The 17,802-nt window shown below is 66.1% G+C and carries 15 protein-coding genes and 1 pseudogene; 3 read left to right on the top strand and 13 right to left on the bottom strand.

Annotated elements, in window-relative coordinates; translation table 11 throughout:
- Positions 1-85: 85 nt before the first annotated feature.
- The 4 genes from Q7T26_04105 to Q7T26_04090 all read right to left on the bottom strand — a co-directional run bounded on the left by Q7T26_04105 (position 86) and on the right by Q7T26_04090 (position 2,908).
- The gene (locus Q7T26_04105; GenBank protein MDO8531341.1) at positions 86-955 is read right to left on the bottom strand and encodes an enoyl-CoA hydratase/isomerase family protein; all 870 of its coding nucleotides are present in this window, start codon (positions 953-955) and stop codon (positions 86-88) included.
- 280 nt (positions 956-1,235) lie between these two features.
- The gene (locus Q7T26_04100) at positions 1,236-2,291 is read right to left on the bottom strand and encodes a hypothetical protein (GenBank protein ID MDO8531340.1); all 1,056 of its coding nucleotides are present in this window, start codon (positions 2,289-2,291) and stop codon (positions 1,236-1,238) included.
- A gap of 56 nt (positions 2,292-2,347) precedes the next feature.
- Entirely contained in the window at positions 2,348-2,578 is a 231-nt protein-coding gene (locus tag Q7T26_04095) for a hypothetical protein (protein ID MDO8531339.1), read from the bottom strand.
- A 30-nt stretch (positions 2,579-2,608) separates the two neighbouring features.
- Positions 2,609-2,908 (bottom strand): hypothetical protein, encoded by a 300-nt coding sequence (locus Q7T26_04090; protein ID MDO8531338.1) that lies wholly within the window; start codon positions 2,906-2,908, stop codon positions 2,609-2,611.
- A 462-nt stretch (positions 2,909-3,370) separates the two neighbouring features.
- On the opposite strand from Q7T26_04090, the gene Q7T26_04085 reads away from it, so the two are divergent.
- Positions 3,371-5,107 (top strand): ABC transporter substrate-binding protein, encoded by a 1,737-nt coding sequence (locus tag Q7T26_04085; GenBank protein MDO8531337.1) that lies wholly within the window; start codon positions 3,371-3,373, stop codon positions 5,105-5,107.
- Positions 5,108-5,192: 85 nt separating this feature from the next.
- Here the strand turns inward: Q7T26_04085 and Q7T26_04080 are convergent, their stop codons facing one another.
- The 9 genes and pseudogenes from Q7T26_04080 to Q7T26_04040 form a co-directional block, all read right to left on the bottom strand.
- Entirely contained in the window at positions 5,193-6,254 is a 1,062-nt protein-coding gene (locus tag Q7T26_04080) for a hypothetical protein (GenBank protein MDO8531336.1), read from the bottom strand.
- Between the two features lie 25 nt (positions 6,255-6,279).
- Positions 6,280-7,332, bottom strand: a complete 1,053-nt coding sequence (locus Q7T26_04075; protein ID MDO8531335.1) for a hypothetical protein — start codon at positions 7,330-7,332, stop codon at positions 6,280-6,282.
- Between the two features lie 54 nt (positions 7,333-7,386).
- Positions 7,387-8,517, bottom strand: coding sequence for an epimerase (locus Q7T26_04070; GenBank protein MDO8531334.1), 1,131 nt, complete (start codon positions 8,515-8,517; stop codon positions 7,387-7,389).
- A gap of 75 nt (positions 8,518-8,592) precedes the next feature.
- Positions 8,593-10,239, bottom strand: coding sequence for an ATP-binding protein (locus Q7T26_04065; GenBank protein ID MDO8531333.1), 1,647 nt, complete (start codon positions 10,237-10,239; stop codon positions 8,593-8,595).
- A gap of 99 nt (positions 10,240-10,338) precedes the next feature.
- Complete coding sequence (locus Q7T26_04060; protein MDO8531332.1) at positions 10,339-10,752, bottom strand: NAD-binding protein; 414 nt, start codon at positions 10,750-10,752, stop codon at positions 10,339-10,341.
- A 6-nt stretch (positions 10,753-10,758) separates the two neighbouring features.
- Positions 10,759-11,247, bottom strand: a pseudogene (locus Q7T26_04055) (NAD(P)-binding domain-containing protein).
- Between the two features lie 432 nt (positions 11,248-11,679).
- On the bottom strand, positions 11,680-12,324 hold the full coding sequence (locus tag Q7T26_04050; protein MDO8531331.1) for a hypothetical protein: 645 nt from the start codon (positions 12,322-12,324) through the stop codon (positions 11,680-11,682).
- Positions 12,315-13,526, bottom strand: coding sequence for a DNA double-strand break repair nuclease NurA (locus tag Q7T26_04045; protein MDO8531330.1), 1,212 nt, complete (start codon positions 13,524-13,526; stop codon positions 12,315-12,317). The genes Q7T26_04050 and Q7T26_04045 overlap by 10 nt, the downstream gene beginning before the upstream one ends.
- 5 nt (positions 13,527-13,531) lie before the next feature.
- A complete protein-coding gene (locus Q7T26_04040) occupies positions 13,532-15,187 on the bottom strand; it encodes a GAF domain-containing protein (protein ID MDO8531329.1) in 1,656 nt (551 codons plus the stop codon).
- Positions 15,188-16,088: 901 nt separating this feature from the next.
- Between Q7T26_04040 and Q7T26_04035 the strand changes: the two genes are divergently transcribed.
- The gene (locus tag Q7T26_04035; GenBank protein ID MDO8531328.1) at positions 16,089-17,087 is read left to right on the top strand and encodes a tyrosine recombinase XerC; all 999 of its coding nucleotides are present in this window, start codon (positions 16,089-16,091) and stop codon (positions 17,085-17,087) included.
- A 1-nt stretch (position 17,088) separates the two neighbouring features.
- On the top strand, positions 17,089-17,544 hold the full coding sequence (gene aroQ, locus Q7T26_04030) for a type II 3-dehydroquinate dehydratase (protein ID MDO8531327.1): 456 nt from the start codon (positions 17,089-17,091) through the stop codon (positions 17,542-17,544).
- Positions 17,545-17,802 lie beyond the last annotated feature (258 nt).

Here is a 17,802-nt window from a genome sequence, read left to right as displayed (position 1 = left end):
CCGTGCCAGAAAGCCGGGAGGGTGTCCGCTGCTCGGGGACACCCTCCTCTGAACGCCGCTCGTACCTGTGGGAGCGCAAAGTTAGCTAGCGTTTCGCCTTGCCAAGCTTGTCAAACCGCGCGTCGCGCTCGTGGAAGGCGGTCTTGGTGCCCTTCTCCCGGCGCTCGCGGAAGAAGTTGTGGTCTTCCTGCTCAAACTGGATGTTGGTCCCCAGCGTGTGGCCCATGTACCACTGGCTGAACGCCTTGGTGACCCCCAGCGCCTCCAGCGCCTGGTGCGTGATGGCCTTGCCGATGGCAATGCCGTCCGCGGGGAACTGGGCGAAGGACTGGGCCATGGTCCGCACTTCCTCCTCCAGCTTGTCGGCGGGGACTGCCAGGCTGACGAGGCCGAGGCGCTCCGCCTCCCTGCCCGTGAACTTGCGGCCCGTGTAGCACACAAAATTGGCGCGGCGCATTCCCATGATGAGCATCTGGAGCAGGCTTACCTTGGGGCCGACCAGCCGGTACTCCGGGTGGCCCAGGGTAGCGTCCTCAGCGGCGACCGCGACGTCGCAGCAGAGCTGCATAAGGCTTGAGCCGCCCAGGCAGTGGCCGTGTATCTGCGCAATGGTGATCTTGGGGTGGACGAGGATGTCCCGCCAGATTTCCGCTATCCAGCGGTCGCGGCGCAGGCGGACGCGCTGGCTGGGGCGCCGGCTGCGCTCCTCCTCCGTGCGCCCGTCGTTGAACCCGTAGGGCCGGCCCACCGCCTGCAGGTCGTGGCCCGCCGAAAAGCACGTCCCGGCGCCTTTCAGGATGACCACCTTGACTGCATCGTCCTTGGCCGCGTCCGCGTATGCGGCGCTGATCTCCGCGCGCATGGCGTCATGCACCGCGTTCATCTTCTCCGGACGGTTCAACGTGATGGTCGCTATCCGGTTCTCGACCCCGTAGAGGATGTACTGGTAAGCCATTCGTGTCTCCTTTCAATCTGCTACCGAGGAAGGCACGGAGAGCTGTCGGACAGCCCCACGGCCCCTTCGTCGCTCAACTTCTGAATGTCCGCCTGCGAGTAGCCCATCTCGCGCAATATCTCCGCGCTGTGCTCCGCTGCTAGTGTAGTGTCTCAGCAACAGCTTTACAGTGTCCGTCATTCCGGACTTGATCCGGAATCCAGCATTCCCCTGCGCTTCTCTGGATACCGGCTTTCGCCGGTATGACGTGAAATAGGGAACGTATTTCAGGGACACTACACTAGCTTCCAGCCTTGATTCGCCTGGTGATGGCGACCGAATGGCCGTAGGTGGGGACCCAGGTCGAATGGATGCCGCCAAGCCCCCCGGCGACAACGATGCGGAAGTTGGCGGGGCCGTCGTGCAGGGACACGAACCGCCCTGTGGCTTTCCGGTTCTTCAGAAGTTCCTCGTGTTTGTCCTCCGGCCAGCGGCTCAGCGATATCCGGTTGGTCTTCGCGAAGAGCGCCTCCTGGAGCGCCTTCTTCGAGTAGCCGTCCCGCGCGATGATCGCCGCATGGTCGGGGCACAGGATGAGCAGCGAATCGCCGGGATGCCCCGACAGCATGTTGTTCGTGCCCACGATGTCCATGCAGTGCGCGATGAAGTGGATGAGCGCCTTCGCCGTCCGGGTGCGCGACTCGGTGATGGGGACCGTGCCCTGCGCGGTGAACAGGGAGACGGCGCTCTCCTCGCGCTTGAACCCCTGCTCCACGTGCAGCGGCTCCCAGGGGTTCTTCTCCTCGAACTCGCCGAAGCACATGGCGTAGCGTCCGGGCTGTCCATGCGTGGACTTGCTGACCGGCCCCGGCAGCGCACCCGCGATGTTCGTCTGCACCAGCCGCACCGCCCGCCCGATGGTCGCGTTGGCGCGCCAGCCCGGCCCAAGGAGGCCGTAGCTGCAGTTGATGTCAAGCTGCTGGCGGACGGGGCCGTTGACCACGGTCAGGATGGCGACCGCATTGGTGGTCGTGTTGAGCGAAAAGAGATCAAAGCCCGGGTCGGTCATCGCGTCGGCGATGGCGAGCACCACGGGGAGGTACTCCGGCAGGCACCCGGCCATGACGGCGTTGACCGCTATCTGCTCCACCGTTCCCTGCGCCTGGCGCGGCGGGAACACCCCGACCACCTCGTCCGGCGAGCGTCCAGACGCCTCTATCATCCGGCGCACGCGCGCCTCCGTGGGCGGGACGATGGGCAGGCCGTCCGTCCAGCCTTTTCGATAATACTCGGCGAAGACGCCATCCAGGTCGTCCTCGGCCTCCACGATCGGCGAGCGCAATTGTAGTGAAGACATGTGTCAGTCCTGCTGCTCCGTCATCAACTCCCAGCGGAAAAAGAGCGGCGTCGCGCCTAGGCCCGCACGGGCGACAGCGGGGCCGTCAGCTTCCGCACCAGCTCGTCCGCCTTCTCCACCGCTATCCTCTCGACCTCTTCGGCGGACTTCGTCTCGAACGGGTGTGGCAGCACCACCATGGGGAGGTCGGGATAGCCGCGGGCGCGCGCCGCCGCCTTCGCCAGCTCCACGAACTCCTCGGTCACCACCATGACGGTGGGAATACCCTTCTTTTCGGTGTCAATCACGTCCTGGACAAGCCAGGATGTGCACGACCCTCAGGCAGCCAGGCCCAGAATGGCGGCGTCGCTGCTCTGCTGCCAGGCCGCCCACTCCTCTTTCTGTTTTCCATAGACGGTGATGTTCTGCGTCACCAGCCCCTCGATCCGGTTCACCGAGCCGATGCCATAGCGCTCGCGCAACACCTGCTCGGCCTTCTCCATAAACAGAGCAAAGCGAGGCCAGTAAACGCGGAAGCCCAGCCGCTTGCCGCGCACGCCATCGGTCAGGCGCGGGCTGACTTTCGAGGCAGCCTGCGGCTCGGGCGCCACCGGCTGGAGCAATCGTATCTTCGCCATATGTGCTCCTTGTCACTCGGTCCGACCGAGGGGAAAAGGGGGCCTGCCACCACCGGGCGCCACCCAGGCGCCCTGACACCGTCCAGAGCTTTGTCCAATCCGCGAGTCCAGTCCTCCTGGAGTTGCCTTTATCGCATGCGTACACCGCTCCGCAAGTCCGCACCCGATAACAGTGGCGGCGCTGCGTCGTGGCGAGGCGAAGGAGCAGGCCGCGGCGCGCAACCCAATCCTGCGAGGCCAAAGCGTATCGTATGCGCGGACACATGGACTGTCAAGGCCTCTGGATAGCCTGTGTCGACTTGCCGCCTGCCTGATGCACGAAGTCCGCTCCGCTCTCCTCCGTGCGCAAGGCGGCCAGGGCTTGACTTTGAATCTGCGGCATATTATCCTACCCCAAGTGTTTTTGGGGGGACGGCCCTGAACAGGGCCGTATCAAGAGGAGGGTTTGTGAGACTATCTAGTTTGCACCGTCTATCAGGAGCCGTCCTGGCCCTGGCGTTCCTCGCCGGAGCGTGCGCGCCAGCCGCTGCGCCCGCGCCGTCCGCGCCCACGCCCGCTGCGCCCGCGGCGACTGCCGCACCGCGGCCCACCGCTGTGCCCACCGCACCGTCCGCGCCGGCGACCGCCGCTTCGCCGACGCCCCGCCCACCGACCTCCGCGCCCGCGCCCGTGCCTGCCGCGGGCGGCGCGCAGCCCACCAGCGGCGGCATCCTCAACGTAGCTCACTTTGAGGACCCGCCCAACTACGACATAGCTGAGCAGACATCGGTCAGCTCGCTCGCCCCGCTCCGCAACGTGTACGACGGCCTGGTCAAGTACCACTACAAGAACCACGGTGAGGTGGTGCCGGAGCTTGCTGAGAGCTGGGAGGTCAACGGGGACGGCACGGTCTATACCTTCCGCCTGCGCAAGGGCGTGACCTGGCACGATGGCAAGCCGTTCACCTCGGAAGACGTCGTCTATAGCCTGTCCCGCATGGCGCGCCCTCAGGAGTTCAAGACCATCAGCCCGCGGGGAGAGGCGCTCCTTGCCGCGATGAGCAAGGCCGAGGCGGTAGATGCCTCCACGGTCCGCGTGACCCTCAAGTTCTCCAGCGCCTCGTTCCTGCGCGGCATGGCCACGGACAACATCCTCATGATGCCCAAGCACACCCTTCTGGCAAACAACGGTGACATGAAGCGCGTGGTGAACGGCACGGGGCCCTTCACGTGGGCCAGGCACGACCGTGACGTCAGCATTCAGATGAAGAAGAACCCGAATTACTGGGACAAGGGCCTGCCTTACATGGATGGCCTGACCTTCTTCATCATCCGCGACGACAACACACGCTTCGCGGCGTTCCGCGCGGGCCGCGTGCGCATAACAACCATCGCATCACGCGCGCTGTCGCCCACCCAGGCGGACACCGTCCGGACGGAGATGGCCAGCACCGTCACTCTCGCCGAACACCCGGCGCTCGCCCGCACGGTCTTCTTCATGAACATGACCCGCGACCCCTGGAAGGACGTGCGCGTCCGACAGGCCGTTCAACTGGCGCTGGACCGCCAGAACATGCTCAAGGCCGGCGGCGGTGGTGGCGTGATAGGAGCGGCGCTAAACCCTCAGGGTGTCTGGGGACTTACGCCAGATGACCTGATCAAATTGCCCGGCTATCGGCCGGACAAGACCCAGGACATTGCGGCCGCCAAGAAACTGCTCGCGGACGCGGGCTACGGCAAAGGCGCCAAGACGGTGATGCTCAACCGCATCGGCGGCTCAGGCCGCCTGGGGCCCGTTATCAAGCAGCAGCTTGCGGAGGTCGGCATTGACGTACAGCTAGACCTGCAGGAGCAAGGGCCGGCCTTCGATCGTCTGAACAACAAGACCTTCGATTCAGCCTGGTGGGGTCTCGCGGAGCCGATGGACGACCCCGACCCGACCTTCGCGGCGCTCTACGTGACGGACGGCTCTCGGAACTTCGGCTCGTTCAGCGACAAGCAGATTGACGCGATGTACGATCAGCAGACACGGACGCTGGACATAGCGAAGCGCAAGGAGATCGTCCGCAACATGCAGTTGCGCATCATTGAACTCGGCGGTTACATTGTGTCCTACTGGGACCTGTACTACCGCGCCTGGTGGAAGGAAGTGCGGGACTACGAGCCGGGCAACGGTCTCTACGACAATCTGAAGATGGACAAGGTCTGGATAAGCCGCTAACGCCAGGTCCCGGCAGAACGAAGGAGCGCCCCTCGGAGGGGCGCTCCTTCGTTTCTCGGCGCTGCGCGGTTGGCGGCTGGCCGGTTTAGCGGGAAGCCAGCCGGACCTCCCGCGTGACCGCGAAACCGCCGAATTCACCCCAGCCAGGGCAGATGGCGCACGAGCGGCCATAGCCGCCGGCCACCAGCACGTGGATGTCCTCCGGCCTTTTCGTGATGGGCGCGAGATCGCGGGGATTCTTCCTGTCCACCCACTGCGGCCAGAAGTGGTGCTCCAGCCCCTCGGAGTACGTGCCGCTTCCGTCCACCACGCCCACGGGCAGGCGCGCGTGCTGCCAGATGAACTCCTGCACCGCTTGCCTGGACCAATTCTCGTTCCTGAACACCTCGGCACAGAGGGAGCCGACGACCACCAGCGCCTGGCCCATGTACGCTATGTTGTTGTTCGCAATGGTCGAGTACGCGCTGGCAATGCTGTACATCACGGCCTTCGCGTCGCCCACCGAGCGCACGCCGTGCGGCGCCTCGCACCCGAAGACCGTCACCGCGCTCTGCTCCGGCTTGAATCCCCGCTCCGCGTGGAACGGCGGCCACGGGCTGACCTCCTCGTTCTCGCCGATGCAGTAGCTCCACTTGCCCGGGTGACCCATGGTCTTGCGACAGGTCTCGCCGGGGATGGCGCCCCCCAGGTTCCACATGATGAGGGCGACCGCGCGCCCTATGGTCCCGTTCGCGCGCCACCCGTTGCCGAAGACCCCCCAGCCACAGTTCACGCCAATGCGCTTGCGCACAGGGCCGTGCACGATGACGAGCGGCGACGCGATGTGCGCCGTGGTGGCGACGCCGTTCCAGTTGAACTCGGGGGCGAGCATCGCATCCACTGCGGCAAGGACGACGGGGAAGTACTCCGGCTTGCAGCCCGCCATCACGGCGTTCACGGCCAGCTTTTCGACCGTACCGGCGCTTCCCTTGGGCGGAATGAGGCCGACAAGCTCATCCGCCCCACGGCCACCGGCGGCGATCATGCGCTCCACCCGCTCCGCCGTGGGCGGCACGACCGGCAGGCCGTCCGTCCACCCCTTATCGAAGAACAGCTCTATCGCATCGTCGGCGCCCGCCGTCTCCACGCGCTGTGACTGAAGGTCCATGCGCAACCTCGTCCCGCGATTCGGTCTATCTGTCGGGCAGGCGGATGGGGTACGTCACCGCCTTGGAGTCGCCCAGCGTGGGGAAGAATCCGGAATGCAGCCCGCCGAGTCCGCCCGCCACGAAGATCAGGAACTGGTCGGCGCGGGCGGCGTACCGCACATAGCCGTCCTCAATCTGCCCCAGGTCCGCCGACTTCATCATCGCCACGCGCCGGGGGCTGAGGTACGACGCAGGCAGCCTGAGGTGAGTCAGGAAGTGCTCCTGGAGCTGTCGCCGAGTGTACTGCCGGGCCAGAAGCTGTGCATGGTTGGGGCAGAGCATCAGCCCCATGTTCCCGATGCCGTAGAAAGGAAAGACGTTGTTGCTGCCCGCGCCCAACATGCCCGCGTTGATGTTGGCGAGCAGCTCGTCCGGCGTCTGGCTCTCATTGTCCACGATGTTCACGGCGGAGACGGGCGACATGAGCGTGACCGTGCTCTCGTCCTTCTTGAAGCCCCGGTCTGTATGGAAAGGCTCCCAGGGGCTTTCCTCCTCGTATTCACCCGCGCACATGGTGAACGCGCCCGGCATCTTCCACGTCGCCTTGCACGTCTGCTCCGGCAAACGACCCGCCAAATTGATCATGATGAGGCTGAGAGCGCGGCCAATCGTCGCGTTGGCGCGCTTGCGCGGCCCCAGCACGCTCCACGAGCAGTTCAGGTCTATGTCGTTGCGCACAGGCCCGTTCACGAGCACGAACGGCACGGTGGGGTTCGTTGTCGTGTTCATGGCCATAATGCACAGACGCGGGTCCGCGGCGGCCTCCACCGCGGCGAGCACGACGGGGAAGTACTCCGGCTTGCACCACGCCATGACGGCGCTGATGGCTATCTTCTCCACCGTCGCGGCGGCCCGTAGCGGCGGCAGGTGGGCCACCACGTCATCCGGACGGCGGTCCACGGCGCGCATCATCGCGTTCACGCGCGCAGGGGTGGGCGGAACAATCGGCAGGCCGTCCGTCCAGCCCTGCTCATAGGCGTACTCGTTGATGACCTCAAGGTCGTCCTGGACGTCCAGGACGCGGGCGCGGGTCGCCATGACGGACCTCACAGGTTGAGATTCAGCGTGGACGCCTCTTGCACCGCGGGGATGTTACGACGGCTGCTTTCCCTTGCCTGGAGCCGATCCCTGCTCGTAGCGCTTCTCGCCCACCTCCTTCGGGTGCTCGTACGTGTGGCGCCAGGCGAACTTGGACTGGTACGCTTCCGCCAGTCTGGCGGACGTCTCTTTGCAAATCGCATACACCCTGTCCTCCGCCGCGTAGTCGAAGGCGTCCTGCAGGGTCTTCTCCTCCTCGCAGCCCGGCTTCAACGGGTTCTTCACGTACCACTCCACCGTCCTGCGCATCGCCTCCGCGGTGGGAACGAACTCCGTGTAGCCAAGCTGCTGACGGAGCTTGGTGCTGTCCAGCAATTTGTGGTGCCAGTGCCGGATGAACGGCTTTCCCGCCTCCGCCCAGTCCCAGGGCAGGTCCAGGAACTCCATCTTGGCCCCCATGACCTCCAGCACGACCTCCACCACCTGGCGCAGGCTGTACTTGCGCTCCTCGGCCAGGTTGTAAATCTGCCCGTTCGCGGCCAAGGGCTTTTCCACGGCCAGCATGAAGGCGTAGGCGGCGTTCTCCGCGTAGGTCCGCTCGTGGAAGGTCATGCCGCCGAAGGGCAGGATCATGAACTTGCGCCCGTCGCGGACGCGGCGGACGACGCACCACTCGCGGGGGTTGAGCATGCGCGGCCCGTAGATGTTCGGATAGCGGAAGATGGTCGTCTGGAAGTCGCCCTTCTTGCCATGCTCAAGGATGCTGTCTTCCGTCGCGACGACCAGCGAGCACAACTTGTTGACGCTGGGGTCGCGGACAACGGGATCGTCCTCGCGCAGAGGGCCGACCAGCCGCCCGTTGGGCGCCTGGCTCTGGTCCAGCCACCCCAGGTAGGCGGGCGAGCCGCTGGCCGTCAGCAGGTGCTTGACCCTGCCCGCGAGGATGTCCGCGATGTGGCGGGTCCGCCCGTAGGTGACGATGGCGACGTCAAAGCGACGGTCGCCCAGCGCCTGCTTCACCGGCTCCGGGAAGTAGGGGTCCGTGTGAATGTGCTCTACCGGCTTGTCGTACTCCACTTCGTGAAAGCCGCGGTGCAGCACCGTGACCTGATAGCCCCGGGCCAGCAGCCCGTTGATGATGAACGGGCCCGTCGGGCCGCTCCCGCCGATGACCAGAGCTTGCATACATGCCTCCTTATGCGTCGTCAGTATTCTTGCTTGGCGGCGCGCCGCGAATCCCTCTTGCCAGCGCACCGCTTGCTACTGCTTGGGAAACAGGTCTATGTCATCCTCGGCGGCGCGCTTCAACTGAGAGGCGTCCGCGAACTTCAGCTCCGCGTAGGACTTGGCGGTGCCGTACTCCCGTGTCTTGATGACCACGGGCATGGGCACCGCGTGCCCGAAGATGAGCGCCTGCTGCTTCGTTTCCAGCTTGGCCAGGACGCCGCGCAGCTCCCGGCTGCCGGAGACGCCCGTCAGCACCGCGTCAATGTCCCGCTCGTTGTCCAGCAGACAGGTGATCTTGGTGCCGATCTGCGACATGACCTCCTCGTCAATGCCGCTGGGACGCTGGTCCACCACCAGCAGGGTGACGTTGTACTTGCGCATTTCCCGTGCAATGGTCCCGAAGGCGGTCATGCCAGCCACCTCGGGACTCAGGAACTTGTGCGCTTCCTCAATGGTGATGACGACGGGCCGGGGCATCTGGCCCCTATCGCCCTGGGCCTGCTCCATCAGATGCACGTAGCGCTCGCGGATGCGCCGGGTCAGCATGTTGGCGACGAGGACGTAGGCGGCAAGGTCTTCGCCGTACCGCCCGAACTCCAGCACGACGTGTTTCCCCTGCTGGAGGTTGGACAGGATGGTCTGCACCGAGTCCACCGGAGCGCGCGGCGCCAGGAAGCCCATGCGGCCTAGCCGGTCGAGGCCCCGCCTCAGGTTGTGGAGCGTCCCTTCGTGCTCGCCGAGTTCGGCGGCCAGCGCGTTCACGCCCTCCGCGTCCAGCGCTAGAAACTCCCCCAACCACTTCTTCGAGCCGAAGCGCTTCACCAGCCGGTACACGGACTGGGCCGCCAGCGGCGTGAGGTTGAGCGTCTCGCGCAGCATGGCGATGTCTTCCGGCTGCACATCCTCAAAGCCAATCTGGACATCGCCGTCCGTGGACACGCGGCGTCGGCGCGCGTTCTCGGGGTCGAGGGTCAGCACGGCCACCCTGCCCGGGGCGAACTGCTTCAGGCCCTTGACGGGCGGGCCGCCCTCGCGGGGCGCCTCCCACCCATAGTCGTTGTGCATGTCGAAGACGAGGTTGACCGCCGCCTGCTTCTGAATGATGCCAATCAGCAGCAACCGCGTGAGGAAGCTCTTGCCCGTGCCGCTCTTGCCGAAGACCCCGTTGCTCCGCTTCACAAACTCGTGCAGGTCCAGGCAGACCCTGGTCTCCATGTCCAGCGGCGTGCCCACCACGAAATGGTGCTCGTCCTCGCGCCCGAAGACCAGCTCCACGTCCGCGTCCGTGGCGGTGCGCGCCTCCGAGAAGTGCGACGGCACCGTCTTGACCGGCTGCGGCCCCTCGATGCCCGCGATGCCGCCGCCGAGGGTGAGCATGGGCGTGACAGTGATAAGGCCGTACGCGCCCGTGCCCGCCAGCACCTGCGCGATGAAGGGGTCGCTGGCGTCCGGCGGGATGGCGGACAGCCGCTGGTCGGCGGAGGCCAGGGCCACGTCCGTCACCACGCCGAAGAAGCGCTGCTTCTGGCCCTGGATGGTAACGAAGCGGCCAACCTTGACGTCCTCCACTGAGACGTCGGCGTCCAGGTGGACGTCCAGCCCCTCGCCGAGCGATCCGCCGACGACCGCGCCGAGCCGCTGGGCCTGCGCGCCGTCCTTGTTCACGTCTTGCTTATTCATACTTATTCATAGGCAGAACGATTCGGATTGTAGCATACAGAGCAACTTTCGTGGCGAGCGATGTCCGTCGGACCGTCCGACGGCGCGTGGGCCTCGCGTCTACTCGACCCTGATCTTGACCTTGAGCAGTTCCTCCAGCGGAATGATAGCCGCCGTGTGGTCTTTCGACCCCAAGCCCCGGGCGCGCGTATCGGCAATCCTCTGAAGGACAAGCGCGTTGAAATAGAGCGGCACGCCAAGCTCCCTGCCAAGTTGTGCAATGAGTGTCTGGTCCTTGAACGCCAGGTCCACGGTAAAGCCCGGCTCGAAGTCTCCCTTCAGCCCCTTGCTCATGTAGAACTGGGTGAGGATGCCGCTGCCGGTCTGCCCGCTGCTGAGCAGTTCCACAACCTGCTTGAGGTCCAGGCCAAACTTCGCCGACAAGGCCAGGGCCTCCGCGAAGGCATAGACCTCTATCTGGCCGAGCATGTTGTTGACCAGCTTCGCGGCGTTGCCGGAGCCGCTCGGCCCCATGTGAAAGACCTTCCTGCCGAGCACACTCAGAATCGGCTGCGCCCTCTCCAGCGCCTCCTTCGACCCGCCCGCGATGAAGATGAGCGTCCCCGCTTCGGCGCCCGATGTGCCGCCCGTCAGAGGCGCATCAATCACCTGCACGCCCTTCTTATCCGCCTCCGCCGCTATGCGCTGTATCAGGCTGGGATAGCTGCTTGTCGTATCAATGTAGATATGGCCCTTCCGCGCTCCGGCGAGTACGCCGTCCTGTCCCAGCGCGACCTGCTCGACTTCAGCAGGGCCGGGCAGCGACGCAATGGTCATGTCGCTGGCCGCGGCGACGCGGGCGGGCGTGTCCGCCCACGCGGCGCCCGCCTTGACGAGCGCGTCCGTCGCCTCTCTCCTGACGTCGTGCACAAACACCTTGTGGCCGGCCTTCAGCAGGTTCGCCGCCATGCGCGAGCCGATTCTGCCCGTTCCTATCACGCCGATGTTCATCTCTCGTTTTCCTTCCCGCGCTAGGTTCTGTTGACCTTGTTCGCTCGCCCTTCGACAAGCTCAGGGCGAGCGGGGGATATTGTTATCCCGCTCATGGATTCGACAAGCTCACCATGAGCGGGGAAATGCAGATTGTCAACAGAACCTGGCGTCCTGTCCTTGAAATACGCTTAGGAATTGTCATTGCGAGGAGTCCTTCCGCGGAAGGAGGACGAAGCAATCTGGAGGAGGGGTGTACCCCGCAACCAGATTGCCACGCCCCGATTTCATCGGGGCTCGCAATGACGTTGGCAATGAATTTCGGAGACACCACACTAGAAGTCATTTCAAAATGCCTGTTCGCCCTTCGACAAGCTCAGGGTGAGCGGTGGTTTTCCCGTTCATGGTGAGCCTGCCTGCCCTGAGCAGAGCCGAAGGGTCGAACCATGAAGCCGATTTTTGGAATAGCTCCTACGGCCGTATGCGCTTCAGGACAGCCATGAGCCGCTGCGCGTCCGCGCCCAGCAGCCGCGCCGTCTCCCGGCCCGCCCGCAGCAGGAACGCCTGCCGGTCGTCGTGGGCGGCGGCGGCCTCCCGGACGCACGCGGCCAGCACGTCGTCCGCTGAGGGAATGGGCGCGTTCGCCAGCAGCGCCAGGAAGTCCAGCGACTGGGTGAACGCCCGCACCTCCTCCGGCGGACAGAGGTACACGAAAGCGTGAATGCGCGGCGGACGCGGCGGGAGGTAGTGCCGCGGTCCTTCCGTGGAAGGATCGTGGAAGCCCACGGCCAGGGCCTGCGCTTCCGTCCGGAAGAGCTGCGCCAGTTGTGGTTGGCTCCGGTACACCTCCTCCTCGCTCTCCATCTCCGCGCCCAGGGCCACGGGCCGCCGTCCCGCGTCAATGCTCACCGTGGAGGCGCCCGCCACGACGGCGTACACCGGCGTATGGCCGTTGCTGGCGCGCAGGAACGCGCCCAGAGGCGGCGCTCCGTGCAAATCGTAGCAGTGAACGGTGAACCGCGCGCTTTCGGCCAGGACCACCTCGCCGATGCGCCGCCCTTCCGCGCCGTGCGCGCGCGCTGCGGCGGAAGGGCTGTCGCCGCTGGTCATAGCCATCGCGTCCTCTTGCTCACGTTCTTCGCGGACGTGTCCGAGCGCATGCCGCGCCGGGCCAGGGCGTTTTCCACCAGATGCCAGAACTGCTGGCGGTCCGGCTCATGGACCACGGCCTGCTCGTGCGCCTCCGACAGGGACACCGGGTAGCCGCGCCCGCGCCGGCACTGGTCGAGCGCCAGGCCGTGGGCCAGGTCCAGCAGGCGCGGCGAGTCCGCCACCCACTGGGGCATCTCCACCCGCGCGATCTCGTTCCCCACGTTCAGGTAGAAGAACCGCACCGCGTGCCGCCCGTACCGCTGCACGATCTTGGACGTGATATCGAACAGGGCGGAGCGCTCGCCTGGGGCCAGCAGCCCGCTAAACAGGTCACGGTCAAGGACGCCGCCCACCTTGTCGCACTTGCGCTGGAACGCGCCCATCCCGGAGCAGTGGCGGTCGCAGTCGGGCGGCGCGTACGGGCACTCGGCGACGCGCAGGGCGTTGACGACGTCCGTGCTCCTAGGATAGCTGATGTAGCTCGCAAGGGCCAGAGGCCGCGACCGGGCCAGCGCGGCGAACTCGTCCAGGACGGGCAGCAGCGCCTTGTCCAGCAGCGTCTCGCGCACGAACTCGGGGTAGGCCTGTTCCGCCAGCGTCCACAGCACCAGCGAACCGTCCAGCAGCGCCACGACCGGAAGCTCCGGGGGCGCGCGGCGCGCCAGCTCCAGCAGGGCCTTGTGCTCCTCGATGGCCCGGCGCACGCCCAGAAGCGGCCCCTCCAGTCGCTCGCTCCGGCTGCTGGAGGGGTCGCGCACCTCCAGGTCCGCGGCGTCCGCGAGCAGCAGGGGGACGCTGTCCAGGCTGGCGCCGGGGGCCGCGCCATAGCGAAGGGACACCGTGCCGATGTTGAGCAGGAAGCATGCGGCGGGCGTATGCCTGTCGGCCTCGATTTGCGAGCCGTCGGCGCCCAGGGCCACGTAGTCGGACGGGGCGCTCGGCGCGGCGTGGCGGGCGGCGAGACCGTCGGAAAGGCCCGCCACCCGGAACTTGACCTTGTCCCCGCCGCGCTTGAGCTTTTCCCGCAGCCCGTCCAGCAGGGCATCCTGGGCATGCAGAACAGCGCGGGCGCGCGTCAGGCGTCCGGCCTGGTCGGCGGCCCCGTCGTGGAGACGGCCCGCCATGCTATCAATGTGGCGCGCGGTCCGGGAGAGGTCAAGCCCCATGCGCGCTATTGTAGCGTGTCTGCTTCCGCCCCGCCATGCTCGGCATCAGCCAGAATCTCGCCGAGCGTGGCGACGATGGTGGGGTCCCACTGGCTTCCCGCGCCTTCGTGCAAAATGGCCTGCGCCTCCTGCTGCGAGTAGCGCCGCCGGTGAGGACGGTCATGGGTCAGGGAGTCGTAGGCATCGGCCACGGCCAGAACGCGGGCGCCCAGGGGAATGGCGTTGTCACGGAGGCCGTCAGGATACCCGGTCCCGTCCCACCGCTCGTGGTGGTGCCGAACAATGGGAAGCGCCGCCGAGGGACCGTGCTCGCCCAGTGTGGATACGCATTGGAAACACTGCGCGCTCACCGGCGCGTGGAGCCACACGTGCGCCCATTCCCCTGCGTTCAGGGTTCCCGGCTTCATCAGGATGCCGTCCGGCACGGCCAGAAGACCGACGTCTTTACTGACGGCGGCAAGGGCTAGAGCGGCCCGGTCCTGGTCGGGCAGACCCATGCGCCGGGCAATCCTGTCGGCCAGACCATGAATGCGCTGAGCGCTGCCCGCAAGGTACGGGAAGCGGGACTCCAGCAGTTCGCCGTGACGCAGGCCGCAGTCGCGGAGAGCCGTCCGCACCCGCTCCCTCATTTCACGGCTCTGCCGGGCCAGCGCCTCCGACTGCGTCGTCTCGCGGATGGCGGTCTCGATAAGCCCCGCCCGGTCAATCGCCGTCGAGACGTCGTCTCCGACGGCCTTCAGAAACGCCATGTCTTCCGGGCTGAAACACCGGGCGCTGCTGTGGCCCAGGCCCAGCACACCGACGATCTCGTCGGCCACGACGAGCGGAATGGCGACTCGGGCTTTGCCAGGCTTCCCCGTGCTTAGATATGTGGGCGCGAGCGGCTTCGCTGGCCCGGTGTACGTATCCGGGTCCTCAATGGCGATTGGCTCCCGCGTCATCGCCGCATACCCTACGACGCCCTGCCCCAGGTCAAGCTCGCGGATGTCCTTTACGCGCTCGGGCGTCAAATTGTGGAAATAGACGAGCAGCAAACGCTTCGTCGCCGGCGCGTACCGGTAGATAACTCCCGTGTCCATGTCCAGAGCACGCGCGGTCGCCTCCAGACCGGCGCGCATGGCGGCATCCAGATCGGGGCTGGTATTGACGGCGTGAGAGATGGTATAGAGCGCATCCAGCCGCCGCGCCCGTTCGTCAAGCGATTGCTGCTGGGCCTGCAACTGGCTGTTAAGCCGCGTCGCATCCTGGAGCGCCTGCCGCGCCCTGAGATGCTGCGTGCGCTGCCGGGCGATGGCCCAACTCATGACAAACCCCACAACCAGCACGCCGCCGGCGTAGAGCAAATAAGATGAGCCATCCTTGTGGAGGTTCCAGTCGGCCAGGTACAGGCTCGCGATCACCCAGGCGGGGACGGCCGCCATCTTCCAGCCGAAGTACAGCGCGCTCAGGCCGATGGGGGGTATGGCAAGGAATAGGGCCACCAGACGCCAGTTCTCGCTGGCGAAGGCACGCGCGCCGAGGCTGTGGGCGGCCAGGACCGCTACGGTCGCCGCGCCCGGGATGAGAATGGAGATCAGTTGCAAGGCCAGGACGAGACGCGGCCTCGCCCGGACGGCCCGCGCCCATCTCTTCAGGATAATCGAGGGTCCCATCGCTTCCATGTCCCAGCCTGCTTACCTGCGGTGTCAGAGACTCCGGACGACGCGTTCCCATGAGAGGCTCGCAACGGAGCCGATTACACTACACAACCGCGCGCTAATCCGTAAACCGATTCCCCATTCCGCCAGGGCAATCGCGTCTAATTCCTTCCCACTTAGGGACACGGCAAACCACAAAGGGGAGCGTCCCTTCGTCGCTCCGGCGAAAAGCCTGCCCCGGCGAAGGCCGTGGGCCGGAGCCCAGGGACGCAAGCTCGCCTGCAACCGGCGACACTCGCGTCCTGCTTCGGAAACGCGCTCCCTATTCCATGTCATACCGGCGGAAGCCGGTATCCAGAGAAGCGCCGGGGAACGCTGGATTCCGGCCCCGTATCAGGTACGGAGCAAGCTCTCCGCCGGAATGACGGTGGTGAACCAGCAGGCTTCTTCCAACATTTCTTCACAATCACTCGGGCCGGACGGGAATGATCGCCCGCATTAAGGCGCGATTGCCCTGCCCATTCCGCTCACCCTTCGACAGGCTCACCGCGAGCCGCTCATGGTTCGACGGGCTCACCATGAGCGGCTTTTCATGGCGCGCCTTTTCGCAACTGAGTAATAGAACCGATTGAGGGATACGAGCATCCCGCGCGGTCGGTTTGGACGCATGCCTGCCCCCGGGCTTGGTCGGGTGATTAGCGGCGATGCGCTCGCCGGAGGCTTCCCAAGTAGCGGGACGCCCCTTTCCGCAGCGTCGCGTGCGATTATGCCGTTTTGCGGATAGTATAGCACGATTGTCGCAAATGGGAAGGCCTGCTACAATAACAACGGAGCGTGGCTATGGGGGATGGCCGTGCATCCGTCGTACGGCGGCCCGCGTAGCCCGAGAGGTGCTGAAGGCGTGACTGGTCCTGGGGAAGGTCTGATGCGCCGCTTCCTTGTGTACATGGCGGCGGAGAAGAACGCCTCGCCGTACACCGTCCGCAACTATCGGGACGACGTGCGCTCCTTCTTCCGCTACCTGGACGAGCGCAAGGGCATCCGCCAGCCCACCGAGGCCGACCTCGCGGGCGTGGACCGGAACGCGGTGCGCGGCTATATCGCCTGGCTAGTGAACATGGCGCCACAGTCCGCGGAGGCCAAGCGTGCCGGAGGGGGCTACGCCCGCGGCAGTATCGCGCGGAAGTGGAGCGCAGTGCGGGCCTTCTTTCGCTACCTGGTCCGCGAGGGCGCCGCGCCGCCGAACCCCCTCTGGACGCGGCGCTCAGGCTCCGCGCGGTCGCTCATGCCCAAGCTTCCGCGCTCGCTGCCCTTCGCCGTGTCCCGCGACGACGCGGCGCGGCTCGTCGAGGCCCCGACCTCCGCGCGGACAGGCGACGACGACCGCCAGCGCGCCTTCGCCCTGCGCGACCGGGCGCTGCTGGAGCTGCTGTACGGCGCGGGGCTGCGCGTCAGCGAACTGGAGGGGCTGAACACGTCCAGCATCAACCTGTCCACGCGTGAGGCGCGCGTCCTGGGCAAGGGGTCCAAGGAGCGCATCGCCGTCTTCGGCGTACAGGCGCGGGAGGCTCTGGCGCTGTACCTGCGGCAGGGCCGCCCCACGCTGGTGGCCGTCGCGGCGGGGAAAGGCAAGCCGCCGGACGCCTTCTTCCTGAACAAGAATGGAGGCCGCCTCACGCGGCGGTGGGTGCAGGCCGTGGTCAAGCACTACGCCGCGCTGGCGGGCCTGGACCCGCGGGTGCACACGCACACCCTGCGCCACAGCTTTGCGACGCACCTGCTGGACGGCGGCGCGGACCTGCGCGTGGTGCAGGAGCTTCTGGGACACGCCAGCCCCAGCACCACGCAGATTTACACGCACGTCTCCCAGGAGGAGCAGCGCAAGAAATACCTCAAGGCGCACCCCAGGGCGAAAGGACAATGACATGAAGTTCCTGCTGCTGAACGGCCCCAACCTGAACATGCTCGGCAGGGGGCGCGACCCCGCCCACTACGGCACGCAGACGCTCTCGCAGATCGAGGCGGCGGTCCGCCAGCGCGCCACGGAGCTGGGCGCGGAGGTCCTGACCTACCAGTCCAACAGCGAGGGCGCTCTCGTTGACTTCCTCCAGGCGCACGCGCAGGAAAGCCAGGGCATCATCATCAACCCGGGCGCGCTGACCCACTACGGCCTCTCCCTCCGCGACGCCCTTCTGGACACGCGCCTGCCCATCGTGGAGGTACACCTGTCCAACATCCACGGGCGGGAGGAATGGCGCACGAAGTCCGTCATCGCGTCCATCGCGCGGGCGCAGGTCAGCGGCCTGGGCTGGCGCGGCTACACCGCCGCGCTGGAATACCTGGCGGCTACGCTCCACGAAGAGGGGAAGCGAGTATACTGATGCTTAGTCCGATGAACTGAGGGCAAGTGATTCAGGAGGATGAACCCCTTCGTCCGAAGGGCAGGGGAGTCCCCTCAACCCCCACTATAATTTGTGGAGCGGGAACACCCAACACTCCGGCAAGAGCTTCGCCCCTGCACTCCAAGTAACCTATTGAACAAGGATACGCCAGTCCTTCCTCGGAAGGACTGGCGGGGATCTGGGGGTGTCCCCCAGATCTAATTTCACCCCCTTCCTGGGTAGGAAGGGGGCAGGGGG

The organism is Dehalococcoidia bacterium (assembly GCA_030648205.1).
Taxonomy (GTDB): domain Bacteria; phylum Chloroflexota; class Dehalococcoidia; order JAUSIH01; family JAUSIH01; genus JAUSIH01.
The sequence above is the reverse complement of the archived record's forward strand: the minus strand, read 5'-3'. Positions and strand labels throughout refer to the sequence as shown.

Excerpts from the sequence above, each read along its gene's own strand:
- Q7T26_04105 (MDO8531341.1), bottom strand. The coding sequence starts at position 955 with ATGGCTTACCAGTACATCCTCTACGGGGTCGAGAACCGGATAGCGACC.
- Q7T26_04100 (MDO8531340.1), bottom strand. The coding sequence starts at position 2,291 with ATGTCTTCACTACAATTGCGCTCGCCGATCGTGGAGGCCGAGGACGAC.
- Q7T26_04090 (MDO8531338.1), bottom strand. The coding sequence starts at position 2,908 with ATGGCGAAGATACGATTGCTCCAGCCGGTGGCGCCCGAGCCGCAGGCT.
- Q7T26_04080 (MDO8531336.1), bottom strand. The coding sequence starts at position 6,254 with ATGGACCTTCAGTCACAGCGCGTGGAGACGGCGGGCGCCGACGATGCG.
- Q7T26_04075 (MDO8531335.1), bottom strand. The coding sequence starts at position 7,332 with ATGGCGACCCGCGCCCGCGTCCTGGACGTCCAGGACGACCTTGAGGTC.
- Q7T26_04070 (MDO8531334.1), bottom strand. The coding sequence starts at position 8,517 with ATGCAAGCTCTGGTCATCGGCGGGAGCGGCCCGACGGGCCCGTTCATC.
- Q7T26_04065 (MDO8531333.1), bottom strand. The coding sequence starts at position 10,239 with ATGAATAAGCAAGACGTGAACAAGGACGGCGCGCAGGCCCAGCGGCTC.
- Q7T26_04060 (MDO8531332.1), bottom strand. The coding sequence starts at position 10,752 with ATGGGGCCGAGCGGCTCCGGCAACGCCGCGAAGCTGGTCAACAACATG.
- Q7T26_04050 (MDO8531331.1), bottom strand. The coding sequence starts at position 12,324 with ATGGCTATGACCAGCGGCGACAGCCCTTCCGCCGCAGCGCGCGCGCAC.
- Q7T26_04045 (MDO8531330.1), bottom strand. The coding sequence starts at position 13,526 with ATGGGGCTTGACCTCTCCCGGACCGCGCGCCACATTGATAGCATGGCG.
- Q7T26_04040 (MDO8531329.1), bottom strand. The coding sequence starts at position 15,187 with ATGGAAGCGATGGGACCCTCGATTATCCTGAAGAGATGGGCGCGGGCC.
- Q7T26_04035 (MDO8531328.1), top strand. The coding sequence starts at position 16,089 with ATGCGCCGCTTCCTTGTGTACATGGCGGCGGAGAAGAACGCCTCGCCG.
- aroQ (MDO8531327.1), top strand. The coding sequence starts at position 17,089 with ATGAAGTTCCTGCTGCTGAACGGCCCCAACCTGAACATGCTCGGCAGG.